Below are 26,079 nucleotides of genomic sequence, written 5' to 3' on the forward strand. Positions count from 1 at the left end.
CGGCGATCGGGGGCGCGGAGCCGCTTTTACGCACGCTGCCGGACCGGGTCCTGCCTCTGAGTGACGCCTGGTCAGGAACGCGGGGCGGCGTACATCTCTTCGATGACGGTCTCGAAGTCCTTCATGACCTGGGCACGCTTGACCTTCATGGACGGAGTCAGGTGGCCGGACGCCTCGGTGAAGTCGGCGGGCACGATCCGGAAGGACTTAATGGCTTCGGCCTGAGAGACGGAGGCGTTCGCTGCGGTGATCAGGTCCTGGACCGCGGCCTTGACCACGGAGTTGTTGGCCGCATCCTCGAGCGAGGTGCCGGCGGGGAGGTTGTGGCGCTGCAGCCAGCCCGGCAGGGCCTCCTGGTCCAGGGTGACAAGCGCTCCAATGAAGGGCCTGTTGTCGCCGACCACCAGCACCTGTGAGACCAGGGCGTCGGCGCGGATCTGGTCCTCGAGCAGCGCAGGGATCACGTTCTTGCCGCCGGCGGTCACGATGATTTCCTTTTTGCGGCCGGTGATCCACACGAAGCCGTCTTCATCGAGGCGGCCGATATCGCCGGTGCGGAACCATCCGTCGGCGAAAGTATCCGAGGTAAGGTCCTCGCGCTTGTAGTAGCCATTCATCACGCAGACACCCTTGGTGAGGATTTCACCATCCTCGGCAATCCTGACGGCATTCCCCGGCAGCGGCTTGCCGACTGATCCGATCTTGATAAGCGACGGAGTGTTGACGGAGATGGGGGCCGTGGTTTCGGTCAGGCCGTAGCCTTCGAGGACCTGCAGGCCGATGCCCTGGAAGAAGTGCCCCAGCCGTTCACCCAGGGGCCCGCCGCCGGATACCGCATGTGCAACGTGGCCGCCCATGGCGGCGCGCAGTTTGGTGTACACCAGCTTGTCGAAGATGGCGTGGCGAACCTTGAGGCCAAGGCCCACCCGCCCGTTCTGGCGCGCCTTGGAGAAGGCGATTGCGGTGTCCGCGGCCTTGTGGAAGATAGCGCCCTTGCCGCCGTCCTCTGCCTTGGTCAGCGCCGAGTTGTAAACCTTTTCGAAGACGCGGGGCACGGCAAGGATGAAGGTGGGCTCGTAGCTCTGCAGGTCAGCGAGCAGGTTCTTGATGTCTGGGGTGTGGGCCACCGTGGTTCCGGCAGCCATGGCCAGAACGGAGATGAAGCGTGCGAAAACGTGCGCCAGCGGCAGGAACATGATGGTCTTCGCGTTCTCGTGGACAATCTCGCCGATGATTTCGAGCGCGTTGTCCGAGAGTTCAACGAAGTTTCCGTGCGTGAGTTCGCAGCCCTTGGGCCGGCCCGTGGTGCCGGAGGTGTAGATGATGGTGGCAACATCGTCCAGGTTGGCGGTGGCGCGCCTCGCCTCAAGGTCCGCGTCGCTGACCCCACGGCCGGCTTCACGGAGGGCATCCAGGCCGTGGCCTTCCAGCTGCCACACGTGCTGGAGCGCTGTCAGTCCCTCGGCAGTCACCGCCTGGCGGATCACGTCCTCATGGTGTGCTGCTTCGCCGAAGGCTGCCACCGCCTCGGAGTCGCCGAGGTTCCAGGCCACCTGCGAGGGGGAGGAGGTCTCGTAGATCGGAACCGACACTGCTCCCGCAAACCAGATGGCAAAATCCACCAGGGCCCATTCGTAGCGTGTGCGGGACATAATACCCACCCGGTCGCCCGCAGCCACGCCGCTTGCCATCAGTCCCTTGGCCAGGGCTGAGACGTCGGCCAGGAACTCCGTAGCCGAAATGTCCTGCCAGGCACCGGCGGAGTCGAGCCGCGAAAACAGTGCCGGGTTGCTGGGCTTTGCAGCCTGCCGCAACACCAGATCAGTGATGTTGGTTTCCGGTGGGACAACAACAAGAGGCGGAACACTGAATTCGCGCACTATAGCTCCTTTGATATCCGAAGACCCGCGCAGGGTATGTCTAAAGACTAGTACGCCGGTACCGGGCCATGCAGTATCTAAACCTACTGACGAGTAACTTAGGCGTCAATGCTGCCAGCGGGACATGCCGGGTGCGGCCTCCGTCGGCCCCGGAACCGCCCGCCTAGAATGGTTGACTATGTATGCACCGCCCCCCGGCGAACAGGCCGGCCCCTTGCGACGAGCAGCTCCGTGGAGGCGGCGGCCAGCCGCCGGCCGGACCAGGCTGCGTCACGGCGAGGGCTTCCGCGAGCATCTGCGGCTTGGGCGGAAGGGCCTTGCCATCGGCATCGACATCGGGGGCACCAAGGTGGCTGCCGGCGTCGTGGACGCCGAAGGCAGGATCCTCAATGAGGCGCGCCGCTCGACGCCGGGCACGGACCCGCGGGCTGTGGAAAAGGTCATTGTCGAACTCGTGGAGGAGCTTGGCCGGGGGCACCGGATCTGGTCAGTGGGGATCGGCGCCGCGGGGTGGATGGACCTCGACGGCGGCACCGTGCTCTTCAGCCCGCACCTCGCCTGGCGGAACGAACCGCTGCGGGAAAACCTCCAGCACCTGTTGCGCCGTCCCGTCCTCCTCGCGAACGACGCCGACGCCGCGGCATGGGCGGAATGGCGCTTCGGTGCCGGGCAGGGTGAGGACCGGCTGGTGTGCATCACCCTCGGCACCGGAATCGGCGGGGCCATGGTGATGGACGGGCGGGTGGAGCGCGGCAGGTTTGGCGTAGCCGGAGAATTCGGCCACCAAATCATCATGCCCGGCGGCCATCGGTGCGAGTGCGGGAACCGGGGGTGCTGGGAGCAGTATGCGTCCGGAAATGCCTTGGGGCGTGAAGCGCGCATTCTGGCGCGGGCCAACTCCCCGGTGGCCCAGGACCTGCTGGCAGCCGTGGGTGGCAACACCGAAACCATCACTGGTGCGATCGTCACGGACCTGGCCCTGGCAGGTGACGCCGCCTCCCGAGAACTCATCGACGAGGTGGGTGAGTGGCTTGGCTTGGGTTTGGCCAACCTGGCGGCTGCGCTGGATCCCGGCCTGTTCGTTATCGGCGGGGGCCTCTGTTCCGCCGGGGACCTGCTGGTGGAACCTGCCCGCAAAGCATTTTCCCGCAACCTTACCGGCCGCGGATTCCGGCCTGCCGCAGGCATACAGTTGGCGGCGCTGGGACCAAACGCCGGCCTGATTGGGGCGGCGGATCTGTCCCGGGTGAGCAGCCGGGTACGCGCCTGAGGCATCAGGCGGTGCGGGGCACTAAACGCGGGCGCCGTCGTCGTTCTCGTCTTTTTCCTGCGGAAGCTTCATGATCAGGTAAACCGTTCCCAGGACAAACACGGCCACGATGCCCACGACGGCGAGCAAGGGTGCCGAGCGCCAAAACATGGCCGACAGCAGCAGGGCTATGGGTCCGCCCACTGCGGCCAGCCAAGCCAGCATGGTCAGCGGGTCCGTTCCGGCCAGGCTGGGCGGATCTTCGGGAATGAACCCGCCATCGTCCCCGTCCACGTCATAGTCGCGCGGCCCGGCCGCCTCGTTGCCGTCCCTGGCCGTGCTGCCTCCGGACGCCGGGTCCTGACGCTCGGCGGCGGACAGTTCGGTAGGGGCGGCTCCGGCAAGTCCCAGGGGATCAAAGTCCCGGAACGTGGCGGACCTGCCCGTGGCGGCGGGCGTGCCTTTGGGCGCTTCCGGGCCGTCGGCGGTGCCGCCCTCCACACGGCCTTCCCGGGAGTCCGATTCGAGGCGGGCCACGAGGTCAAGCCAGACGGCGTCGTCGTGGTTGGCGCCCTGGTCCGGCGGGCCGGCGTCAGGACTGTTCATGGGAAGCCTCCCGGCGGGGCAGTGCAGCTGTTGCGGACGCAGGGCCGGCAGCGGAAATTACACCGCGGATAAAGTCCACCGAGCCAGCAAAGATTTGGTCGGCGTCGTTGTCCAGGGTGGCCACGTGATAGCTGTTTTCCAGCCGGACCAGCTCCACGGGCGCGTGCGTCAGCCCGCGGCGGAGCGCCACGATGCTGGAGTCTGACACCACGTGGTCAACGGTGGACCGGTAAACGTGGACGGGAGCCGTGACCTTGGGCAGGATCCTGATGGTGTCCTTGAACATCTTATTAAGTTCGTGGGCGGCAGCTACCGGGGTGCGGTTGTAGGCACCCTCGTCCATGCCCTCCTTGAGGATGTCGTTGGCGATGGCCGGCGTGCTTTTCATGATCAGCTTCAGTATCCCGGCCAGGGGCGCACGGGGGTCATCGATCACGAGTGCCGGGTTAACCAGGACCACTCCGGCAACCGGTCGGGTGGCCGCTATCCGCAAAGCCAGCGCGCCACCCATGCTGAGCCCGGCCGCAAAGACATGATCGCAGTCAGCGTCCAGTTCCAGGTACGCGTCATCAAGCGCGCAGTGCCACTGCTGCCACGTGGTCCGGGAAAGTTCCTGCCAGCTGGTGCCGTGGCCCGGCAGCAACGGCATGCGGACAGCGAAACCTGCGGCGGCGAAGGCGTGTGCCCACGTGCGCAAGCCGTGGGGGCTTCCAGTGAATCCGTGCGAGAGGACCACGCCGATCCGGGGACCGTCGCCGTTATGTGGACTGCTGTAGGGGCTGTGGTCCGGACTGGAGGTCATGGGGTCTCCACTGAGGTGTTCTGGCGGGCGTTGGCGTAGAAAAACGCACTGGACCTGGTAAAGATCTCCGGTGCGTCCACGTCCAGCGTAGCCACATGCCCGCTGCTGGCAAGGCTGACCACTTCCGCAAGGTGTGCTCCCAGGCGATTTTTCAGGACTGCCAGCGATGTGGGCGGAACAACTATGTCCGTGTGCGACTTGAACACCTGCACGGGAACCGTGATACGCGGCAGCCCCCTGGTGGCCGCACCGAACAGCTTCTTCAGCTCGTGCACAGCGGCGAGGGGAGTGCGCGAATAGTCGCCGTCTTCGGTCGCCACCGCCGTTGGCTGCTCCTCCTGGATGGGGAGGGTGGTCTTCTGGAAATACTTCAGCACGCCAATGACGCGTACCCGGCGGTCGTAGAAGCTAAGGCCGGGATTGACCACCGAAACACCCGCCACGGGGTGCCGGGCGGCAGCCAGCAGTGCGATGGCTCCACCCATGGACAGCCCCGCGACGAAGCACGTTTCGGTCCGCTCCGAAAGCTCGAGGTAGGCGGTTTCGAAGCTGCCGTACCAGTCGCTCCAGCGTGTCCGGGCGAGCTCGCGCCAATCCGTCCCATGCCCGGGCAGCAGCGGTACCGTAACTGCGTACCCCTGGGAAGCGAGGTGCTCTGCCCACGGCAGCACACTCAGCGGGCTGCCGGTGAATCCGTGGCAGATCGCCACGCCGATGCGGGCGTTGGCACCGTGGCCTGGATAGCTGAAAGCGGCGGGACGGGACGGGATGCTGCTTTCGCTCATGACTCCATCGTGTCACTGTTCCGGTCAAATCTCACTAGAGTAGGGTTGCATTGAACTGCTGGCCAGGCCCGATGCGGCGCCTGAAGGCTGCCTTCGGAGAGGTTTTGCACGTGTTCTATTGGGTGATGAAAAGGATCTTTCTGGGTCCGGTCCTGAAGCTGCTTTTCCGCCCCTGGGTGAAGGGCCTGGACAACATTCCGGCCGCGGGCGCGGCGATTATCGCCTCCAACCACCTCTCGTTTTCCGATTCGATCTTTATGCCGTTGATGGTCCGCCGTCCTGTGGTGTTCCTCGCGAAGTCGGAGTACTTCACCGGCACCGGGATCAAGGGGAGGCTGACGGCCATGTTCTTTCGCCTCACCAACCAACTCCCCATGGACCGGTCCGGCGGCGCCGCCTCGGAGGCCTCGCTGAGTGCCGGCATGGATGTCCTCTCACATGGCGGGCTGCTGGGCATCTACCCGGAGGGCACGCGCAGCCCCGATTCGCGCCTCTACCGGGGCAAGGTGGGAGTGGCCAGGCTCGCGCTCAATGCCGGCGTGCCGGTGGTTCCCGTGGCAATGATCGGTACGGACAAGGTGCAGCCAATCGGTAAGCGCCTGCCGAACATCCGGCGGATCGGCATGATTTTCGGTGAACCGATGGACTTCAGCAGGTACCACGACCAGGCAGAGGACCGGCTGGTCCAGAGGCAGGTCACGGACGAGATCATGTTCGAGCTGATGCGTCTCTCCGGGCAGGAATACGTGGATGAGTACGCGGCTGTGGTGAAGCTCCGGCTCGCAGCCAAGCCATTGGATTCGGCTGTGGATGCAGAGCCGCTTGCCACGCCGGTGCCGTTGGACGGCATCCAGCCCGGCCCTGAAGCTGACGCCGGTGCCGCACCTGCCGGGCCGCAGGCTGCTGAGCCGGGGAAGCAGCAGGACGACGGCGGGGCTGCCGCTACCGCCTGAGCCGGGGAAGCAGCAGGACGACGGCGGGGCTGCCGCTACCGCCTGAGCCGGGGAAGCAGCAGGACGACGGCGGGGCTGCCGCCACCGCCTGAGCCGGGCCGGCGGCGGCGCATGCCAGCCCACTCAGTGCCAGCAGCGGCGCAGTGCCCGCCGGCCCGCGCCGTCGGCGGTCCGGTGAATGTCTGTGACGCCCTGCCCTGGACACGTGACACCGCGGTGTTCCGCGCACCTGCGGACCGTTAGTCTTAGAAGGTGACTGAGCTATCTGCAAAACCTGCCTTCTCGCTGTCCAGCACCGCCCAGAGCGGAGCGGCCAACTATCCCGGACTCGATGACTGGCGGGACATGCCCGTCTCCCAGCAGCCCAGCTGGCAGGACAGGGACGTGTTCGATGCCTCGGTCAAGGAACTCTCCGTGCTTCCGCCGCTGGTATTCGCCGGCGAGGTGGACGTCCTCCGCGAACGGCTGGCGGCTGCTGCCCAGGGCAAGGCGTTCCTGCTTCAGGGCGGCGACTGCGCAGAAACCTTCGAAGCCGCCACAGCCGACAAAATCAGTGCACGCGTCAAGACCATCCTGCAGATGGCAGTGGTACTGACCTACGGCGCCGCGATGCCCGTTATCAAGATGGGCCGTATGGCCGGCCAGTTCGCCAAGCCGCGCTCGTCCAACGATGAAACCCGCGACGGCGTCACACTTCCCGCCTACCGCGGCGACATTGTCAACGGCTACGACTTTACGCCGGAATCCCGCGGCCACGACGCCGCACGCATGCTCCGCGCCTACCACACCTCCGCCTCCACGCTGAACCTTATCCGAGCCTTTACCCAAGGCGGCTTTGCGGACCTCCGTTCGGTGCACCAGTGGAACAAGGGCTTCACCGAAAACCCGGCACACGCGCGCTACGAGTCCCTGGCGAGGGACATCGACCGTGCCATCAAATTCATGGATTCCTGCGGCGCGGACTTCGAGGCGCTCAAGCGCGTTGAGTTCTTCGCCAGCCACGAGGCCCTGCTCCTGGATTACGAGCGTGCACTCACCCGCATCGACTCCCGCACCGGCTTCCCGTACGACACGTCCGCGCACTTCCTGTGGATCGGGGAACGGACCCGCGAACTGGACCACGCCCACGTGGACTTCCTGTCCCGGGTGCGGAACCCCATCGGCGTCAAGCTGGGCCCGTCCACCACTGGCGACGACGCCCTCCGCCTGATCGACAAGCTGGACCCGGAGCGCGAGCCCGGCCGGCTGACCTTCATCACCCGCATGGGTGCCGGCAACATCCGCTCGAAGCTGCCCGCCGTCGTCGAGAAGGTCACCGCCTCGGGCGCGCAGGTTCTCTGGGTCACCGACCCCATGCACGGGAACACCGTGACGTCCCCGAACGGGTACAAGACCCGCAACTTCGACGACGTCATTGACGAAGTGCGCGGTTTCTTCGAGGTGCACCACGCCCTGGGGACCGTGCCCGGCGGCCTGCACGTGGAAATGACCGGCGATGACGTCGCCGAGTGCCTCGGCGGCGCGGACCCGATCGACCAGGAAGCCTTCCTGGACCGCTACGAGTCTGTCTGCGACCCCCGGCTCAACCACATGCAGTCGCTCGAAATGGCGTTCCTGGTGGCAGGCGCACTCGCCAAGCACTGATCCTGCCTGGCACCGGAGGTTCGTTGGTGTGGGCGGGCCGGGCCCGCTTACACCACGGTCAGTGTGATAACTGATCCTTCAGGTACCTCGGTGTCCACGGGGTCCTGGTCCCGGACTGTGCCGAAGAAGCCGCCAAGGATGTTGTTCACCTGAACCTGGAAGCCGAGGCTTTCGAGGCCGCGCTTCGCCTCCGCTGCCTGCTTGCCGATGAAACTGGGCACCTCCACCATCCTGGGGCCCTTTGAGATGGTCAGGGTTACCGTACCGCCCCTGGTGAGGGTGCCGTTGGCTGGAGACTGGCTGACTACGGCGCCCTCGGGGATGTTCCGGTCAAACACCTCTTCACGCGCCACGTCCGCTTCCAGGCCGGCCGCCTCGATGGCATCCCTGGCATCATCCTCGTCCTGGCCCACCACGTTGGGCACCGGGATCGGCTCCGGGCCCTTCGATACCACCAGGTTGACGGGTGTCCCGTGCCGGGCCGGGGTCCCGGCGGAAGGGTCCTGCGACAAAACGACCCCGGCCCTTACCCTCTCATCAAACTGCTCGGTGACAGACCCCAAAGCCATATCCGCACCGTTCAGTCCGGCCTTGGCTTCTTCGAGGGTGCCCCCGGTCAGTCCGGGCAGTGGGAAGAGCTGCGGCCCCTTCGAAACAAACACCGAGACAGGCTGGAACTTCCGGATCTGCGAGCCGGCCGGGGGTTCTGTGCCCACCACCAGTCCGCTGGGCACGTCGTCGTCGAAAATATCCCTGGTGGTGGACCGGAACCCTGCCTGGCTGAGGACCTCCTGGGCCTGCGCCACGGTCCTGTTCGCCACGGCGGGGATGGCTGCGACCGAGCCCGGACCCATGCCGAAAAACCAGCCGGCCCCTGTTGCCAGTAAGGCGGCGATGAGCAGGATTACCACCCACAGGACGCCGCGGCGTCGCGGGCTGCCTTCGCGCAGGCTGCGCGCCGGAGTTGCTGCGGCGCGTGCCCGTGCCTTCTCGTCCTCTTTGTCAGCTTTGCGCTGGGCCCGTTTGCTGATGGCCGTGGGCGCGGCCGCGGACCAGGCCGTGTCGTCGTCCGCGCCGGGGGGCGTGAGATTGTGCCGGTGCCCGGAAGCGGGAGGATGTGTTTCCTGGCCGGAGCCCGGGTTAACCTGTGGCTGGGCCGGGCGGTTCGGGGGTGCCGGCGGCCGGCCAAAGGGCATCACGCTCGTTGGATTGTTCGTACGCGCTATGACCTCGGTGTGATCCGGGTTCCCGGTGGGGCTTTGAATGCCGGCGTCCAGGGCGGCGGGCGGCTGTACGTCCAGCTCGCGGTCGCTGAGGTTGGTCCTGATGTGGCGCAGTTCCTGGAGCAGGGCATTGCCGTCGATGGGACGGTTTTCGGGATCGTTGGCAGTACACCACTGCACCAGCTCGTCCACCTCTGCGGCCAGGCCCGGCACTAACGCCGAGGGCGGGCCCACTACTCCGTTGACATGCTGGTAGGCCACCTGGATGGGAACCTCGCCGGTGAATGGCTGCTGGCCGGTCAGCATCTCATAAAGCATGATGCCCACGGAGTACACATCGCTCCGGGCATCGGCGGACCTGCCGAGGACGAGTTCGGGGGAGAGGTAGGCAACGGTCCCGAGCAGCGCACCGGTGCTGGTGGAGGTGGTGACAGCACGCGCCAGTCCGAAGTCACCGATCTTGATCCGGCCGTCTTCGGCGATCAGAACGTTTTCGGGTTTCACGTCCCGGTGGATGAACCCCGCCGCGTGCGCGGCCCCGAGGCCCTCCACCACCGGATCAATCAACGCCAGTGCGAGCCGGGGCGGAAGCGCACCTTTGGCTTTAATGACGTCCCGCAGCGTGTGGCCCTTGATGTATTCCATGACCAGATACGCGGTGTGGGCATCCGTGCCCTGGTCGAGGACGCCCACCACGTGGGGGTGGGACAGCCTCGCTGCGGCCTTGGCCTCCCGGCCCAGCCTGCCGAGGAAGCTCTCGTCCGCGGAGAGATGGGGGTGCAGCACCTTGAGGGCCACGTCCCGTTCCAGCCGCTGGTCGGTGGCGACGTAAACGGTGGACATGCCGCCGGCCGCCAGCCTGGACCTGACGGCGTAGCGGTTGTCCACCAGGGTTCCTACCAGAGGGTCTGACACGTGTTCCTGCACCCTACGATCGTAATCCAGCAATGAAACGGGTCCGAACCCATTCCGGTCCGGACCCGTGCCGACTTCTCCTGGCTTCCCCGCTTTTCGGACGCAGGGCCCGGGGCTAGCCGAAGTTCTTCTGGTGTGCCTTGATGGCTGCGACGTAAGTCTTGGTGTCGTCGTACATGCCGTACTTGCTCACCGAATACTGGCCTTGGTAGTACCCGGCGATGGCTGAATCCCTGTCCTTGCTCGTGGCGAGGAGCTGGCGGATGATCGCGACGCCGGCCGTTGCATTATCGTACGGATCCAGGAGGTTGAGCTTCCGCCCCACCAGGTCCGATGCCCACTGGCCGGAGCTGGGGATGACCTGCATGGTTCCGATGGCATTCGCGGGGGACACCGCGCGCTGGTCGAAACCGGACTCCTGGTGCGCGAAGGCGAGGGCGAGGGAAGGTTCTACGCCCATCGATCGTGCGGTGTCCGCAACGATGCTGCGCATCTGCTCGCGGGAGGGGACCGGCGAAGCGTTCAGGAGTGCCTTGTTTTCGTTGGCTGAGCTCACCACTGCTGCGGGGTACCTGAAACCCAGGAAGGAACTGGGCACCAGGGGCGTAACAGAGGCTGCCGGTTGCGGCGTTTGCTGGCCGGCGCCGGGGATGGCCAGTTTGTTGCCCGGGTAGATTACCGTGCCCAGGTTCATCCGGTTGGCAGAAAGCAGATCCGAAAGCTTGACGCCGTGACGCGAGGCGATGGCGGAAAGAGTGTCACCGGCCTTGATGGTGTACGAGCCGGACGCCGGGGCAGTGGCCGAGGAGTTCGCCAGGGCCGGTGCAGGTGCTGCCGGCGCAGGAGCCGCCGGGGCGGGAGCGGAGTCGCCGCCACCAACCTTGATTTTCTGCCCGGGGTAGATGATGGAACGCATGTTGAGGCTGTTCCAGGAGAAGACGTCAGAGAGGCTCACTTTGTGCTTCGCGGCAATGGCGCCGAGCGTGTCGCCTGGTTTCACCGTGTAGCTGGCACCGCCGCCGGCGGGGGACGGGGCAGCGGGAGCAGCCGCCGGAGCAGGAGCCGCGGATGCGGCGGCGGAGCCCGAAAGTTTGATCTTCTGTCCCGGGTAGATGATGGTGTTCGCCTGCAGGTTATTGAGCTTCAGGACTTCACCGGTGTTCAACCCGAACCTGCCGGCGATGGCGCTGATCGTGTCGCCCCGGGCGATCGTGTACTCGGCCGGTGCCGCCGGTTGTGCCGGCTTGAAGGCTGCCGGGATGGTGGTGGAGACGGACGACGGCGGGATGACGGCCGCCGTCGCCTGTGCCGCCTGTGCTTTCATCGCCGCGGCCAGGGTGGCCGGGACGGCGCGTGCTGGCTGCTCTGCTGCGGCAGGCTGGGCGAGGGCCAAGGATGACAACACAACCGCTGGCAGCGCTGCAGTGGTGGCAGCGATCATAGGCAGACTCGGCTTGGGGGGCTGCTTGGGCGAGCGGGACATCGTCATGGAAAGAATCCTCTTCTCAACTGCGGGCGCGGGCGGGGATGCCGCTGTCATTCCGATACTACTGTTACTCGTGTTATTCGTGTTACAAATGTGATCTATGAGAATCTCTCATGGATTCGGAGTTAGCACAAGAATTCGCGCAATTCCTGCAAGCTGGAATTTGTGGAGTGTCCGCAGGTGGGGAGTGCCCGGGGCAATGCGCCGACTAGGCGCGGCGGTACGCACCGTGGCAACCTTGATCCGTGAGCACTGTAGAAAACCTCGTGGGCGAATGGTTGCCCCTGCCCGACGTCGCCAATTTGTTGGATGTTTCCATCACCAAAGTCCATAGCCTCCTGGACGAGCATGCTTTGGCGGCTTTGCGGGTGGGGGAACGGAAAATCCGCTCGGTCCCGGCTGAATTCATTCAGGACGGCCAGGTGGTGGACAGCCTTAAAGGCACCATTGTTGTGCTTGCGGATGCGGGCTACTCCGACGAGGATCTCATCATCTGGCTTTTTACGCCCGACGAATCCCTGCGCGGACGCCCTATCGACGCCCTGCGCGAAGGCCGCAAGACAGAAATCAGGCGCAGGGCGCAGACCTTGGCCTGGTAACCGGATTTCGCCTGCTGAATCAGGAGGCTCGGCTGACGGTTGCTTCAGCCAGCCTCCGCAGGGCTGTTTTCGGCAGTTCGTCCAGGGGAAGTGCTTCCAGGGCATCAAATGCTGCAGACCCGAATTCGTTGATCAGCACTTCGGTGGCCTGCAGGGCCCCGGACTCTTCGATAATCCGCCGGATTTCAAGAATGTCCTCGTCGCCGAGGTCGGGGCTGCCCAGCCTGGCGTCGATGAAGGCGGATTCTGTTTCCGATGCCTGGTCCAGGGCAAGCGCCACCAGTACGGTCCGCTTGCCTTCGCGCAGGTCGTCCCCGGCAGGCTTGCCCGTGGTGAGCGGATCCCCGAAGACGCCCAGCACGTCGTCACGGAGCTGGAAGGCCTCGCCCAGGGGCAATGCGAAGGCTGAGTAGCCGCGGAGCAGTTCGTTCGAGGCTCCGGCGAGGGCGCCGCCCAGCGCCAGCGGGTGCTCTGTGGAGTATTTGGCTGACTTGAACCTGATGATGGACTGGGCCCTGCTGACAGCTCCGGCGCGGTCCCGGACCGGCCCTGCAACCTCTTCCAGAATGTCAAGGTACTGGCCAGCCATGACTTCCGCCCGCATGAGGTTGAAGATCAACCGGGCCCGGCTGCCCGCCGCGGCCTTTTCGCCTATGTCGGTAAAAGCTTCTTCACTGAACGAGAGGCAGAGGTCGCCGGTGAGGATGGCGGCGGCATGCCCGAACCGCTCGCTGTCCAGCGCCCAGCCGCGGGCTCCGTGCAGCTGGCTGAACCGGCGGTGGACGCTGGGTCCGCCGCGCCGCGTGTCCGAACGGTCAATAATGTCGTCGTGGATCAGCGCGGCAGCCTGGAACAATTCCAGCGCCGCTCCGGCCGTCACTACCTGCTGGGCGGATGGCTCGCCGCCGGCGCCACGCCATCCCCAGTAGCACATGAGCGCCCGGAGGCGCTTTCCGCCCGTTACCAAATTGGAGATGGACCCCATGATCGGTTCGATGTCCGGGGAGATGGCGGACATGATGGACTGCCGGGACGTGAGGAAATCGGTCAGTTCACCCGCGACTGCCGCTACGAAGGCGGCCTGTTCATCCCTTAACTGCTCGGCCGCCGTCACTTGGCTGACTCAGCTGCCACATTGGCGCCGATGGTGAAGGTGACAACCCCCGCCGCTTCCACGGCCGAGAGGTTGACCGTCTCATTGTCTCCGCGAACAAAATCCTTTGAAGCCAGCGCCCCGACGGACTCACCCGGGACTGCCTTGAACCCGCGGGCCTCCAGCTCCTTGGTGTAGAAATCCAGTACCGCGGAAGTGGGCGCAGTGATGGTCGCAACCAGGGCGGCAGTTGCGGGCGTCGACGCCTTGTCGAAGCTGCTGGACACCACGCTCGCGCCCGGCATCAGCGGCAGGAGCTCCTGGGGGAAACCTTCGACGACGGCCCCTACCGTTGCTGAGGTGTTGGGCGAGGCGGAGGGGCTGGCCGAGGCTGTCATGGTGGACTGGACGGTTTCCGGTGCAGAGGCGGAGGCAGTGGGATCCGGTGTTCCTGAGGGCGTTGGGCTGCAGGCAGCGAGGGCCAATGCCCCGGCAGCAAAAGCGGCCAGGGCAGCTGGCTTAAGGTTTCCAATGACCGTCACAGGGACTTTCCTCCTGGTGTTGATGCCGGATTCAGCCTCCAGTTTAGTCAGTACAAAAGCGATAGGATTGCAGCCGTGGCACCTGTTGGGACGAACGAGCCGGCCGGGGCAGGCCTTCGGTCCCGCAGGCGCAACTGCATCATGCACGTGGATATGGACGCCTTTTTCGTCTCCGTGGAACTCCGCACCCGCCCCGAACTGAAGGGCCGGCCTGTCATCGTCGGCTATCCGGCCGAGCGATCAGTGGTCCTGTCCGCGTCCTACGAAGCCAGGGCGTTCGGCGTCAAGTCGGCCATGCCAATGGCGGTAGCCATGCGCATGTGCCCCCAGGCAGTGATCATCGAGCCCCGGCACAAGGTGTACTACGAGGTCTCTGCCCAGTTGATGGCAATTTTCGAGTCCGTCACTGAACTCGTGGAGCCGCTCAGCGTCGATGAAGCGTTCCTGGACGTTAGTGGGGCACTGCGCCGGCTGGGGCCACCGCGGGACATCGGGCAGCTGATCAGGCGCAGGGTGGCTGCGGACCTGGGCATTACCGCCTCCGTGGGGATCGCCGAGACAAAGTTTGTGGCAAAAATCGCCTCCACCCGCTGCAAGCCGGACGGGTTGCTTCTGATCGGGCCGGACCAGACGGTTCCTTACCTCCACAGCCTGCCGGTGGGAGCCTTGTGGGGGGTGGGCGCAAAAACCGCAGACGTCCTGGCGAGGATGGGCATCAAAACCGTCGCCGACCTGGCAGCCACCCCGGTCTCCTCGCTCAAGAAGATGCTCGGCGCCACGGGAGTACACGTCCACCAGCTCGCGTGGGGAATAGATCCGCGTCCCGTCACGCCTGTCCGTCTTGAGAAGAGCATCGGGGCGGAAGAAACCTTTGCCGTGGATACTGCCGATGACGCCCTCCTCCACCGGGAGCTGTTGCGGCTTTCGCACCGCACGGCAGAGCGGTTGCGGAGCTCGGGAATGGTGGCCCGGACCATCGCACTGAAGCTGCGGTTCGCGGACTTCTCCACCATCACGCGCAGCCGGACCGTCCAGACTCCCGTGGACAGTGCGCAGCTCATCTACGCAGTGGCGCTTCAGCTGCTGGACGCTGTGGACCGGACCATGACCGTCAGGCTGGTAGGGGTGCGGGCCGAGCAGCTTGAAGAAGCGGCGCGGACCTCGCTCCAGCTGAGTTTCGACCGCAGGGACGACAACTGGCGTGCCGCCGAGCAGGCGGTGGACCAGGTGGCCCGCAAATTCGGCGGTAAGTCGGTTCTTCCCGCCCGGCTCCTCGACCCGGGCAGCGGGGCCGGATAAGCCCGGAAAATCTGCGGCCCGGAGGGTGCCGGGAAAGTCATCGCCGTCTTTCAGAACGGCCCTGAACAAACTATCCTTGTAGGTACGAAGTTTTTGAGTGACTGGACTTACTGCCGGGCTCTCTTGGACATGCTTCCGCTCAGGCGACCGCATGCCTGGTCACCGCTTTCCGCCATAGCCGGCGGGTGCGGGAACCGCAAAGGCATGCCGGACGTTATTCGAGCAGGAGTACTGGCTGGGATCAGCCCGGACGTTGGCCTACAAAAGGAGGTCGTGATGCCGCTGTCGGAGCACGAACAGAAGCTGCTTGAGCAGCTGGAGAAGCAGCTTCACGAGGATGATCCAAAGTTCGCGAATTCCATGGGGTCGGACCCCGGGCGTTCGTGGTCGACGAGACACGTTGTGATCGGCGTTCTTTGTGCGCTTGCCGGCGTCTTCCTCTTATTGGTGGGCGTCACCCTCCAAAACATCTTTGTAGGTGTCCTGGGCTTCATTGTGATGGGCGGCGGCGTCTACTTCGCCACGATGCGCAGCAGCTCGCCCGGTGCGAAGGGTGCCAAGCCCGGCACGGGCAAAGCAGGCAAGCAGCGGAGTTCCTTCATGAGCAGCCTGGAGGAACGCTGGGACGAGAGGCGCCGGGGTGAACCCTAGCCTTTCGGGCATCGGCTGATCCGGAGGCCACCCAGGCACTCCACTTTGCTCCCCGGCATGGGGAAGCAAAACAGAAAAGACCCGCTTCGGCGGGTCTTTTCGCGTTAAACCTGGTTTCCGTGCACTTTCGGCAGCAACTCCTCGATCCGGCCGGCGCCGCGTCGCCCATCGGCATGGGCCAGGAGGGGCGAAGATCCTCCACTTCCCACCACCCGCGCATTTCCGCGTCTTTTCGGGCCAACTTTCCCAAAAAACGGGCCTGTGGGTGGTCTATTCACGTTGACTGTGGTGGAAAGTGGAGTAATGTGGAGGACATAAGAGGGTGGTTGCAACATAGGGGATGTGCAGTTCCTGACATCGGACAGGCGGTGGGCCAGTGTTTCTGGGCACGCATTCGCCACGTCTGGATGAAAAGGGACGGATCATTCTCCCCGCGAAGTTCCGGGAGGAACTTGCCAGCGGACTGGTCCTCACCAGAGGGCAGGAACGTTGCATCTACGTCTTCAGCGAGAAGGAATTTGCCCGTGTTCACGAGCAAATGCGGGAGGCGCCAATCTCCTCGAAACAGGCGCGGGACTACATCCGCGTCTTTCTCTCTGGAGCCTCGGACGAGGTACCTGACAAGCAGGGGCGCGTGACTATTCCGCCAGCGCTCCGGGAGTACGCAGGGCTCGGTAGGGAACTTGCCGTCATCGGCGCCGGAACCCGCGCCGAGATCTGGGACGCCCAGGCCTGGAATGACTACCTCGCGGAGAAGGAAACCGCCTTCTCCGAAACCGATGACCCCATTCCGGGCATTCTCTGACCGGAACAGGACAGCGGGCAGTTTTCTTGGCTGAGATCTCCAGCCGGCCCATCGGCTGGCCAACCTGGCTCACTTCCCCGGAGCCAGGCGGGCATGACGGTAGGCGCGGATGGGGATCTGGGCCAAGAACCCCACCAGGTGAGAGCAGCGGCGAGAGAGGACGAGGCATGAACGATCAACCGAAGCCAACGTCCGAACGCCATGTGCCGGTCCTTCGGGACCGGTGCATCAATTTGTTGGCCCCCGGATTCGAAGCTGCCCGGAATCGGGGCGAGACGCCGGTGGCCATTGATGCGACCTTGGGAATGGGCGGCCACTCCGAAGCAATGCTGCAGCGTTTTCCGGACCTGCACCTGATCGGCATCGACCGGGATGAAGAAGCCCTTGCCCTGGCAGGGGAGCGGCTGGCGCCCTTTGAGGCCCGCACGGATCTTGTCCACGCCGTCTATGACGAAATCGCAGAAGTCATCGCTGACCTGGGTGTCCCCGAAGTTCACGGAATCCTTATGGACCTCGGCGTTTCGTCCCTCCAGCTGGATGAGCGTGAACGCGGCTTTGCGTACTCGTTCGACGCGCCACTGGACATGCGGATGGACACCAGCCGCGGGCAGACTGCGGCCGACGTCGTTAACAGGTACAGCGAAGAAGAACTCGTCCGGATCATCCGGAAGTGGGGCGAGGAGAAGTTCGCTGGACGGATCGCTAACAGGATCGTCGCCTCCCGGGCCACGAAACCCTTTACCACCACCGGGGAACTGGTGGAGCAAATCCGCGCCGTCGTCCCGGCAGGAGCTGCCAAGTCCGGCGGCCACCCCGCCAAGAGGACATTCCAGGCCCTGCGGATCGAAGTCAATGAGGAGCTCGACGTGCTGGAACGCGCGGTTCCCGCTGCCGTGGAGGCCACAGCACTCGGCGGCCGCATCGTGGTGATGTCCTACCACTCCCTGGAAGACAAGATCGTCAAGGGAGTTTTCCAGTCCCGTTCCAAATCTTCCGCTCCACTGGGCTTTCCCGTTGAGCTGGAAGAGCATAAACCCGAACTGAAGACCCTGACCAAAGGCACCGAGGTGCCAACCGCCGTCGAAATCGCCGAAAACCCCCGCGCTGCCTCTGCCAGGCTCCGTGCGGTGGAACGTATCCGAACCAGGAGAGCTTAGTGAGCACCGCTGCCGTCAAGAACTTTCCCGTCGTTTCCGGTTCGGCGGCCAAGCAGCTTCCTGCGGGTTCGCCGGCCGGGCCGCGCCGGAGCCGCACTCCGCTCTCCGTAGTCCGGACCGTCCCCCGCAAACGCCGCGCGCCCTTCGTGGTGCTGTGCTTCGCCATGCTGGCCGTGGCCCTGATCGCCGTTCTGGTCCTCAATATTTCGGTGTCCACGGCGCAGTACCAGTTGGTGGAACTTCGCGCCAAGCAGAGCACGCTGACGAAGCAGAACCAGGATCTTACCCAGCAGGTCCAGAACTTCGAAGCACCCCAGAACCTCGCGGCGCAGGCGACAAAGCTGGGGATGGTGCCTTCCACCGTCAAAGGCCAGATTGACCTGTCCACCCTCTCCGTTACAGGCAAGGCAACCCCGGCCGTGAAGGACGGTGCTGCCGGGGCCGTTATTCCGGCGCCTGCTGTCGCGGGTCAGCTCACCGTGGTGCCGCCGCCGAGCAAGCGTGATCCGCTGGAAGCCCGGAAGCCCGTTGATGAGCCCCCTGCAGCTGCTCCCTCGGCCGCGGAGACCAAACCGGCCCCAGACGCCACGCCTGCCCAGACACCGCCATCAGCCGCTCCGGCTGTCCCGCCGGTGGATCTCCACGGCGGATCGGTACCCGCGCCCGAGCAGAAGGTCCCCGGGCAGTAACACGGCAGGTCTGACAGGCAACAAGGTCGAACAGCAAGGATTATCACGGTGGCGCAGCGGACCGGCAAGGCGAAAAGCAGCAAGGTACCCAACGCCAAAAAGCGTCTCCGGCTGGGGCTTGGCATGATGCTGACGCTCCTGCTGGTGGTGGGCGGGAAACTCTTCCTGGTCCAGGGACTGGACGTCGGGGGAATGGCAGAGGCCGCGCTGAACAGCCGGATGAAGCGGACCGTCCTGCCTGCCGAGAGGGGCAGCATCCTGGACTCCCGGGGAACGGTGCTGGCCAACAGCGTAATCCGCTACAACGTGGTGGTGGACCAGCGGGTGAACACCAAAACCGAAACCTTCAAGCGCCTGGAAACTGTGGACGGCAAAGAGAAGCTGGTGGACGTCAGCCGGGACCAGGGCCTTACCGAACTGGCCGGCGCCCTGGGCATGGAGAAAGACGCCATCCGCGAAGCTGTCACGGGCCAGCAGCCCTACTACATCGTGGCCAAGGATGTGAAGCCGGACATCGAGGACCGCATCTCGAAGCTCCAGATCCCCGGCATCGTCACCGAAGGCGTCAGCAAGCGGGTCTATCCCAACGGGTCCGTCGCCGGCGGAATCATCGGATTCCTGGCCGACGGCAGCAGCGGCCAGGCCGGCATAGAACAGACCCAGGACGAACTGCTGAAGGGCGCGGACGGCGAACGCCTTTTCGAGATCGGCGCTGACGGCCTGCGCATCCCCGTGGGCGTGGATGAGCTGACTTCGCCGCAGGACGGCAAGGACGTCAAGCTCACGCTCAACTCCGACCTGCAGTACTTCGCACAGCAGGCCATCCAAAGCCAGACGGACAAACTCAGCGCCGAGTGGGGCGTCATCATTGTGATGGATGCCAAGACCGGCGACCTGGTGGCCATGGCCGACACCAATTCCCCCGATCCCAACGACCCAGGCCGGGTGGCGGCAAAGGACCGCGGCGTCCGCGCCGTCACCGCGGCCTACGAGCCCGGTTCCGTTGAAAAAATGATGACCGCCGCCGCCCTCATTGAAGAGGGCAAGGCCAAGCCGCTCGATTCCTTCACCCTCGGGCCCACCTACACGGTGGACGGACAGACCTTCAGCGATTCCTTTGCCCATGGGACTGAGGAGCGCACCCTGGCGGGCATCCTGGGTTACTCGATGAACACCGGCACCGTCATGGCCGGCCAGCGCCTCAGCAAGGAACAGCGGTACGACTGGCTCAAGAGATTCGGCATCGGCGAGGCACCTGACATCGGGTTGCCTGCCACAGCCTCCGGCATCCTCACGCCCTGGCAGCAGTGGGACGGACGCCAGCAGTACACCGTGCTGTTCGGACAGGGCGTGTCCCAGTCCACCCTCCAGACCGTACGGGCGTTCCAGTCCATCGCCAACAACGGCGTCATGCTCCAGCCCAGGCTTATCGATGCCTACGTTTCCCCGGATGGAACCGAGGAAAAAGTGCCCGCAGCCGCACCACGGCAGACGGTGTCGGAGGAAACGGCGCAGCAGGTCCAGGACATCCTGGAAAGCGCCGTTACCGAGGGGCAGATCAAGGATGCGGCCATCGACGGCTACCGTGTGGGCGCCAAGACGGGCACGTCCGAATCACCGTGCGACGACGGCGCCGGGTACTGCGGCTACACTGCCTCCATGGTGGGCATGGCACCGATGGATGATCCGCGGTTTATTGTGGAGGTGGTACTCCAGCGTCCCAAGGGCAGTATTTATGGGATTACCAACGGGCCGGTTTTCCGGTCGGTCATGAGCCAGGCACTGCGGACCTACAACGTCCAGCCGTCCACGGGCGAACCGGCCCGGCTGCCCCAGTTCGCCAAGTAGCATCCCGGCAAACAGCCGACCGCACAGCAGCACCACCGGTTCATCCCTGCCGGGCCCGAACACTAGCACCATCGGAGATTCCTTGTCTGACCTCAATCCGTCCGATAGCCGCGCCGTCCCGGAGGGACCTGCCGGCAAGGGCCGCTTCCGCCCGTCAACTGTCGAAGCGGTCCGGCTGGCCGGCATCGGCGATGCCCTTGATGTTGCGGTTCCCGGACCGGCCGCCGAGGTGGAAGTCACCGGAATTTCGTTGAACTCCCGTGCGGTGGAGCCGGGGGACCTCTACGTCGCCCTTCCGGGCGCCGCCCGCCATGGTGCGGATTTCGTTCCGCAGGCCATCGAAGCGGGAGCCGTCGCCGTCCTCACGGACGATGCCGGCGCCAGGCTGCTCGCGCTGTCCAACGATGTTCCGGTACCCGTGATTGTTGTGGACGCACCCCGCAATGTGGTGGGGCCATTGTCCGCCCTGATTTATCAAAGCCAGCCGGGCGCCGGCCAGCCACAGTTATTTGGCGTGACGGGCACCAATGGAAAAACCACCACCACCTACTTCATCAACTCGCTGCTTCGCGCCCTCGGCCGGAAGACCGGGCTGATCGGCACCATTGAGATCCATGCCGGCGGGGACCCCATCCCAAGCCTGCTCACCACACCGGAATCCACGGACGTGCACGCGCTGCTGGCCCTCATGCGGGAGAGGGGACTCGCCGCAGCCGCCATGGAGGTCTCCTCCCACGCCATTTCCTTCCAGCGGGTGGACGGGGTGCTGTTCGATGTTGTGGGATTCACCAACCTGACCCAGGACCACCTGGACCTGCACCTCACCATGGACGACTACTTCGCCACCAAGGCGGAGCTTTTCACGCCCGGCCGCGCCCGTGCGGCCGTGGTGATGGTCGACGACGAGTGGGGCCACCGGCTTGCCGGCGCCACGCAGGTGCCGGTCACCACCCTCGCCACCTCGGCCGGAACCGCTGCCGACTGGACTGTTACGGCCACGAGCGCGCGCGGGCTGGGCACGGAGTTCACACTGAGCGGCCCCGACGGCAGGCTCACGGTTCACACCGGCCTCCCCGGCAGCTTCAATGTCGCCAATGCGGCGCTGGCGGCAGTGATGGTCCTGACGGCTGGCGTGGACGCCGGCACGCTGCAGTCGGCATTGGACGAGTACGACCCCTTCACCGTAGCGGTGCCCGGGCGCATGCAGCTGGTTTCAGACGAGCCGGCCGCGATCGTGGATTTCGCCCACAACACCGATGCGCTGGCACGGGCCCTCGAAGCGGTACGGTCGCCGCAACCAGGGTCCCGCCTCATCGTTGTCTTTGGTGCCACAGGACAGCGTGACCAGGGCAAACGGCCCGCCATGGGTGCCATTGCGGCCAGGCTCGCCGACACCGTCATCATCAGCGATGACGACCCCCATGATGAGGACCCGGGCGCAATCCGCGCCGACGTCCTGGCAGGTGCCCGTGAGGCAAAGGAAAAGGACTTACTGGAGTGTGACGTCCTGGAAGTTTTCCCCCGGGCAGAGGCAATTCGCCGGGCCGTGGAGCTGGCCCGGCCGGAGGACACCATCCTCGTGGCGGGCCGCGGCCACGAGGTGTGGCAGGAGGTCAAAGGCGTCAACCTTGCCCTGGACGACAGGGTGGAATTGCGCAGCGCCTTGACAGCCAGGGGATTCAACGTTCTCCAAGACGACCGGATAGAGTCCTAGACCGAGATGATTGCATTTACTGCGGCGGAGATCGCCGAAATCACTAACGGGCGCCTGGACGCCGATCCCGGGATCACGCCTCTTTCGGTGGTCACGGACTCACGCGAATCCACCCCCGGATCGCTCTACGTCGCAAAGCCGGGTGAACACGCGGACGGCCACGACTACGTGGCAGCGGCATTCACGGCGGGCGCCACGCTGGCCCTGGTGGAGCGTCCGCTGCCCGCTCCGGACGGAACCACCTATCCCTCGGTGGTGGTTCCGGATGCCGTCCTTGCGATGGGCGCTCTGGCCGCCGAGGCCGTGCGCAGGATCCGCGCCGCACGTGCCCGGGAAGGCAGCGAACTCACGGTAGTGGGAATCACCGGTTCGGCCGGAAAGACCACCACCAAGGACCTGCTCGCCGGCATCCTGGCTTCACAGGGAAACACCGTGGCGCCCCAAGGGTCCTACAACGGTGAAATCGGCGTTCCGCTCACTGTCTTCCGCGCAGGAACAGACACCCGCTACCTGGTGATCGAGATGGGTGCCACCGGCGTCGGCCACATCCAGTACCTTGCGGACATGGTCAAGCCCGACATCGGCGTGGTGCTCGCCGTCGGAACCGCCCACGCCGGGGAGTTCGGCGGAGTAGAGAACATCGCCCAAGCCAAGGGGGAACTGGTGGAGGCCCTTGCCCCGTCAGGCACCGCCGTCGTAAACCTCGACGACGAACGGGTGGCCGCCATGCGGGCGCGGACCTCGGCGTCGGTGCTCGGATTCTCAGCTGAAGGCCGCGGGGACGCCGCCGTGCAGGCACTTAACGCCGACACCAACGCGGCAGGCCATCCCGAATTCGACCTCCGGCTGCCGGACGGCGAAACCGGTCTGCACGTGAGCAGCCGCCTCATCGGCGCGCACCATGTGGGCAACCTGCTGGCCGCTGCCGCTGCGGCGTGGGCAGCAGGCGTTCCGGGACAGGACATAGCATCCTCGCTCAGCAACCAAACTGCCGCCAGCCGGTGGCGCATGGAGCGCACCGAGCGGCCTGACGGCGTTACCATCATCAACGACGCCTACAACGCCAATCCCGAATCCATGCGGGCCGCCCTGCGGACGCTGGCGGACCTTGGCCGCGGCAGGCGTACCTGGGCCGTGCTGGGAGCCATGCTGGAACTCGGCGAGGACTCCATCAGGGAACATACCGCCGTCGGCACGCAGGTGGTCCGGCTTAATATTTCGCGACTGCTGGTAGTAGGCCGGCAGGCCCGTGCCCTGTACGTGTCAGCGGTGCAGGAGGGGTCCTGGGGCGACGAATGCCTCTTCGCGGAAACGGTGGAAGAAGCCCACGAACTGCTGGACGCCGAGCTCCAACCGGGCGACCTGGTGCTGTTCAAGTCCTCGAACAGCGTGGGGCTGCGCCACTTAGGCGATCGGATAGCATTACCCCCACAAACCCCGCAACCCGCTGATGAAAGGAGCGCTCTGCTGTGATTGCACTTTTGATCGGCGCCGGCCTGGCACTCCTCTTCGCCCTGGTAGGGACCCCGCTCTTTATCCGGCTGCTGGTCCGCCGCGGCTACGGCCAGTTCATCAGGGACGACGGTCCCACCTCGCACCACACTAAACGCGGCACGCCCACCATGGGCGGGACAGTGGTGGTGGCGGCGGTACTGCTGAGCTACGGCCTGACCCACCTGATCATGCTGATGGTGAACCCCGGTTCTTCGGGCCCCTCGGCGTCGGCCCTCATCCTGCTGTTCCTGATGGTGGGGATGGGCCTGGTGGGATTCCTGGATGACTTCATCAAGATTTCCCGGCAGCGCAGCCTCGGCCTCAACGCTAAGGCGAAACTGATCCTGCAGGGGGCCGTGGGCATCATCTTCGCCGTGCTCGCCCTGAACTTTCCCAACAGCGCCGGCGTCACACCTGCCTCCACAAAGATTTCGCTGGTCCGTGACCTGCCCTGGCTGGACCTTGCCTTCGGTGGAACTGTCCTCGGGGCCATCCTGTTCGTGGTCTGGTCCAACCTCATTGTCACCGCAGCCACCAACGGGGTAAACCTGACCGACGGCCTCGACGGGCTCGCTGCGGGAGCCGCCGTGATGGTGTTTGGCGCATATACGCTAATGGGAATCTGGCAGAGCAACCAGGCCTGCGGTTCACCGCGCCAGGCCGGCAGCGGATGCTATTCCGTCCGTGATCCCCTCGACCTCGCACTGCTGGCTGCCATCCTGAGCGCCGCACTGGTGGGCTTCCTATGGTGGAACACCTCGCCCGCCAAGATCTTTATGGGTGACACCGGTTCGCTGGCCATCGGTGGCGCCATCGCCGGTTTCGCCATCCTGTCCCGCACCGAACTGCTGCTGGGCATCATCGGCGGCCTGTTCGTCCTGATCACCCTCTCCGTCATCATCCAAGTGGGCTATTTCAAAGCTACCGGCGGCAAACGTGTCTTCAAGATGGCCCCGCTGCAGCACCACTTCGAGCTGCAGGGCTGGGCGGAAGTAACTGTGGTGGTCCGGTTCTGGATCCTCTGCGGGCTCTTCGTCGCCGTGGGGCTTGGCATTTTCTACGCTGAATGGGTTGTGCTGCTGTGACCGTTTCCCCCCGACTCGAGAACCTCACCAGCTGGGATGCCGACTGGTCCGGGCTGCGCGTAGCCGTGACCGGCATCGGCGTTTCCGGATTCGCGGCAGCTGACACCCTGATCGAACTCGGTGCCCGGGTAGTGGTGGTGGACGCGGCCACGAGCGAGACGGCCAGGGCCCACGCGGAAACCCTCAGGATCGTGGGCGCTGCCGATGTGCTGCTCGGCGAGGACGCGGTAATCCGCATGCCCCGGATCGACGGCAAGTTGCCGGAACTGATCGTGACTTCACCCGGGTGGCGCCCCGACCAGGCCCTCTTGGCAGCCGCGGCAAGGGCACACATTCCGGTGTGGGGCGACGTTGAACTCGCCTGGCGCGTACGGGTGCGGGAAGGCCGCAAGACGGCGGACTGGCTCGCCATTACGGGAACCAACGGGAAGACCACCACCGTCGGCCTGACCGAAGCCATGCTTCGGGCCGCCGGACTGAAGGCCATCGCCGTCGGCAACGTCGGCACGCCCATCCTGGACGCCCTTCGCGACCCCGTGGAATACGATGTCTTCGCCGTTGAGCTTTCCAGCTTCCAACTGCACTGGGCACAGTCCCTCTCACCTGTCGCCAGTGTCTGCCTGAACGTGGCAGAGGATCACGTGGACTGGCATGGCTCTTACGATTCCTACCTGGCGGACAAGGCCAAGGTCTACGAACAGACACAAAAAGCATGCATCTACAACGCCGAGCAGACTGAAACCGAGCGGATGGTGGAAAATGCCGACGTAGTGGAGGGCTGCCGCGCGGTCGGTTTCACCACGGTCACGCCCGCCATCAGCATGCTTGGCGTGGTGGAGGGACTGCTGGTGGACAGGGCGTTCATCGCCGAACGCAGGGACAGCGCCGCGGAGCTTGCTTCCATGAGCGACCTGGGGGCCTTCGCGCCGCGCCACATGGTGGCCAACGCGCTGGCCGCCGCGGGACTCGTGCGCGCCTATGGGGTCGAAGCAAAGGCGGTGCGGCAGGGCATCCAGGACTACATCCCGGGCGACCACCGCATCCAACCGGTAGCCCGCCGGAACGGTGTGCTCTGGATCAATGACTCCAAGGCTACCAACCCCCATGCAGCGGCAGCCTCACTGGCCACGTTCAGCAACGTCATCTGGATCGCCGGCGGCCTGTCCAAGGGAGTCACGTACGACGACCTGGTCCAGGAACACGTTCAACGGCTCAAGGCCGTGGTGCTCATCGGCAGCGATACCTCAGCCCTCTCCGAGGCCCTCCAGCGACACGCGCCGGATGTCCCGGTGATCATCCCGGCGGCGGGTGAAACTGAAGTGGTGCAGACTGCCGCAGCGGCCGGCGCCGTCCAAGCCGTTTCTTCAGTACCCGGTGAAACGGTGATGGCCAGGGCCGTGGCGTCAGCAGCGCAGCTCGCCGAGTCCGGCGATACTGTGCTGATGGCTCCGGCAGCTGCTTCCATGGATCAGTTCTCTTCCTATGCTCACCGTGGTGACACTTTCATCGAAGCTGTCCGCGGGCTGGTGGAAGGGCAGGCCCAGACCGGCGAGGAGTAAC

Annotated in this window: 22 protein-coding genes; 14 read left to right on the plus strand and 8 right to left on the minus strand. The window is 65.1% G+C overall.

What is annotated here, in order from left to right; genetic code table 11:
- Window positions 1–71 precede the first annotated feature (71 nt).
- A complete protein-coding gene (locus tag ACFVYC_RS18845; protein ID WP_387553114.1) occupies window positions 72–1,880 on the minus strand; it encodes an AMP-dependent synthetase/ligase in 1,809 nt (602 codons plus the stop codon).
- A 178-nt stretch (window positions 1,881–2,058) separates the two neighbouring features.
- Between ACFVYC_RS18845 and ACFVYC_RS18850 the strand changes: the two genes are divergently transcribed.
- Window positions 2,059–3,150, plus strand: a complete 1,092-nt coding sequence (locus ACFVYC_RS18850) for an ROK family glucokinase (protein WP_387553116.1) — start codon at window positions 2,059–2,061, stop codon at window positions 3,148–3,150.
- A gap of 21 nt (window positions 3,151–3,171) precedes the next feature.
- Here the strand turns inward: ACFVYC_RS18850 and ACFVYC_RS18855 are convergent, their stop codons facing one another.
- Genes ACFVYC_RS18855 through ACFVYC_RS18865 form a run of 3 tightly spaced genes read right to left on the minus strand, consistent with a single transcriptional unit; the run spans window position 3,172 to window position 5,322 of the window.
- Complete coding sequence (locus ACFVYC_RS18855) at window positions 3,172–3,735, minus strand: hypothetical protein (protein WP_387553118.1); 564 nt, start codon at window positions 3,733–3,735, stop codon at window positions 3,172–3,174.
- A complete protein-coding gene (locus ACFVYC_RS18860) occupies window positions 3,722–4,537 on the minus strand; it encodes an alpha/beta hydrolase (RefSeq protein WP_387553120.1) in 816 nt (271 codons plus the stop codon). Before ACFVYC_RS18860 ends, ACFVYC_RS18855 begins: the two co-directional genes overlap by 14 nt.
- Window positions 4,534–5,322, minus strand: a complete 789-nt coding sequence (locus ACFVYC_RS18865) for an alpha/beta hydrolase (RefSeq protein WP_387553122.1) — start codon at window positions 5,320–5,322, stop codon at window positions 4,534–4,536. Before ACFVYC_RS18865 ends, ACFVYC_RS18860 begins: the two co-directional genes overlap by 4 nt.
- Window positions 5,323–5,432: 110 nt before the next feature.
- On the opposite strand from ACFVYC_RS18865, the gene ACFVYC_RS18870 reads away from it, so the two are divergent.
- Together ACFVYC_RS18870 and ACFVYC_RS18875 are read left to right on the plus strand one after the other, a co-directional pair.
- Complete coding sequence (locus tag ACFVYC_RS18870) at window positions 5,433–6,275, plus strand: lysophospholipid acyltransferase family protein (protein ID WP_387553124.1); 843 nt, start codon at window positions 5,433–5,435, stop codon at window positions 6,273–6,275.
- A 252-nt stretch (window positions 6,276–6,527) separates the two neighbouring features.
- The gene (locus ACFVYC_RS18875) at window positions 6,528–7,919 is read left to right on the plus strand and encodes a class II 3-deoxy-7-phosphoheptulonate synthase (protein WP_387553126.1); all 1,392 of its coding nucleotides are present in this window, start codon (window positions 6,528–6,530) and stop codon (window positions 7,917–7,919) included.
- A gap of 47 nt (window positions 7,920–7,966) precedes the next feature.
- On the opposite strand, the gene pknB is transcribed toward ACFVYC_RS18875, so the two are convergent.
- Both pknB and ACFVYC_RS18885 read right to left on the minus strand, forming a co-directional pair.
- Window positions 7,967–10,069, minus strand: coding sequence for a Stk1 family PASTA domain-containing Ser/Thr kinase (gene pknB, locus ACFVYC_RS18880; protein WP_387553128.1), 2,103 nt, complete (start codon window positions 10,067–10,069; stop codon window positions 7,967–7,969).
- 103 nt (window positions 10,070–10,172) lie between these two features.
- Entirely contained in the window at window positions 10,173–11,546 is a 1,374-nt protein-coding gene (locus tag ACFVYC_RS18885; protein WP_387553130.1) for a LysM peptidoglycan-binding domain-containing protein, read from the minus strand.
- A 242-nt stretch (window positions 11,547–11,788) separates the two neighbouring features.
- On the opposite strand from ACFVYC_RS18885, the gene ACFVYC_RS18890 reads away from it, so the two are divergent.
- Window positions 11,789–12,142, plus strand: coding sequence for an Rv2175c family DNA-binding protein (locus ACFVYC_RS18890; protein ID WP_387553132.1), 354 nt, complete (start codon window positions 11,789–11,791; stop codon window positions 12,140–12,142).
- Window positions 12,143–12,161: 19 nt separating this feature from the next.
- Here ACFVYC_RS18890 and ACFVYC_RS18895 read toward each other — a convergent pair whose 3' ends face one another.
- Both ACFVYC_RS18895 and ACFVYC_RS18900 read right to left on the minus strand, forming a co-directional pair.
- On the minus strand, window positions 12,162–13,256 hold the full coding sequence (locus ACFVYC_RS18895) for a polyprenyl synthetase family protein (protein WP_387553134.1): 1,095 nt from the start codon (window positions 13,254–13,256) through the stop codon (window positions 12,162–12,164).
- Window positions 13,253–13,777, minus strand: coding sequence for a hypothetical protein (locus ACFVYC_RS18900; RefSeq protein ID WP_387553136.1), 525 nt, complete (start codon window positions 13,775–13,777; stop codon window positions 13,253–13,255). The genes ACFVYC_RS18895 and ACFVYC_RS18900 overlap by 4 nt, the downstream gene beginning before the upstream one ends.
- 141 nt (window positions 13,778–13,918) lie before the next feature.
- Between ACFVYC_RS18900 and dinB the strand changes: the two genes are divergently transcribed.
- The 10 genes from dinB (at window position 13,919) to murD (ending at window position 26,078) form a co-directional block, all read left to right on the plus strand.
- Window positions 13,919–15,076 (plus strand): DNA polymerase IV, encoded by a 1,158-nt coding sequence (gene dinB, locus ACFVYC_RS18905; RefSeq protein ID WP_387553210.1) that lies wholly within the window; start codon window positions 13,919–13,921, stop codon window positions 15,074–15,076.
- A 276-nt stretch (window positions 15,077–15,352) separates the two neighbouring features.
- Complete coding sequence (locus tag ACFVYC_RS18910; protein WP_387553138.1) at window positions 15,353–15,727, plus strand: DUF3040 domain-containing protein; 375 nt, start codon at window positions 15,353–15,355, stop codon at window positions 15,725–15,727.
- A 376-nt stretch (window positions 15,728–16,103) separates the two neighbouring features.
- Complete coding sequence (mraZ, locus tag ACFVYC_RS18915; protein WP_256247430.1) at window positions 16,104–16,532, plus strand: division/cell wall cluster transcriptional repressor MraZ; 429 nt, start codon at window positions 16,104–16,106, stop codon at window positions 16,530–16,532.
- Between the two features lie 167 nt (window positions 16,533–16,699).
- A complete protein-coding gene (rsmH, locus tag ACFVYC_RS18920) occupies window positions 16,700–17,689 on the plus strand; it encodes a 16S rRNA (cytosine(1402)-N(4))-methyltransferase RsmH (RefSeq protein ID WP_387553141.1) in 990 nt (329 codons plus the stop codon).
- Window positions 17,689–18,378, plus strand: a complete 690-nt coding sequence (locus tag ACFVYC_RS18925) for a hypothetical protein (protein WP_387553143.1) — start codon at window positions 17,689–17,691, stop codon at window positions 18,376–18,378. The genes rsmH and ACFVYC_RS18925 overlap by 1 nt, the downstream gene beginning before the upstream one ends.
- Before the next feature lie 48 nt (window positions 18,379–18,426).
- Window positions 18,427–20,226 carry a peptidoglycan D,D-transpeptidase FtsI family protein gene (locus tag ACFVYC_RS18930; protein ID WP_387553145.1) on the plus strand — a complete coding sequence of 600 codons (1,800 nt, stop codon included), beginning with the start codon at window positions 18,427–18,429 and terminating at the stop codon, window positions 20,224–20,226.
- 82 nt (window positions 20,227–20,308) lie between these two features.
- On the plus strand, window positions 20,309–21,940 hold the full coding sequence (locus ACFVYC_RS18935) for a UDP-N-acetylmuramoyl-L-alanyl-D-glutamate--2,6-diaminopimelate ligase (protein WP_387553147.1): 1,632 nt from the start codon (window positions 20,309–20,311) through the stop codon (window positions 21,938–21,940).
- A gap of 6 nt (window positions 21,941–21,946) precedes the next feature.
- The gene (gene murF / locus ACFVYC_RS18940; protein WP_387553149.1) at window positions 21,947–23,413 is read left to right on the plus strand and encodes a UDP-N-acetylmuramoyl-tripeptide--D-alanyl-D-alanine ligase; all 1,467 of its coding nucleotides are present in this window, start codon (window positions 21,947–21,949) and stop codon (window positions 23,411–23,413) included.
- A complete protein-coding gene (gene mraY / locus ACFVYC_RS18945; RefSeq protein WP_387553150.1) occupies window positions 23,410–24,519 on the plus strand; it encodes a phospho-N-acetylmuramoyl-pentapeptide-transferase in 1,110 nt (369 codons plus the stop codon). Before murF ends, mraY begins: the two co-directional genes overlap by 4 nt.
- Window positions 24,501–26,078, plus strand: coding sequence for a UDP-N-acetylmuramoyl-L-alanine--D-glutamate ligase (murD, locus tag ACFVYC_RS18950; protein ID WP_387553152.1), 1,578 nt, complete (start codon window positions 24,501–24,503; stop codon window positions 26,076–26,078). The genes mraY and murD overlap by 19 nt, the downstream gene beginning before the upstream one ends.
- Window position 26,079: the final 1 nt, after the last annotated feature.

The sequence above is a fragment of the Pseudarthrobacter sp. NPDC058329 genome (assembly GCF_042879835.1).
Lineage (GTDB): Bacteria > Actinomycetota > Actinomycetes > Actinomycetales > Micrococcaceae > Arthrobacter.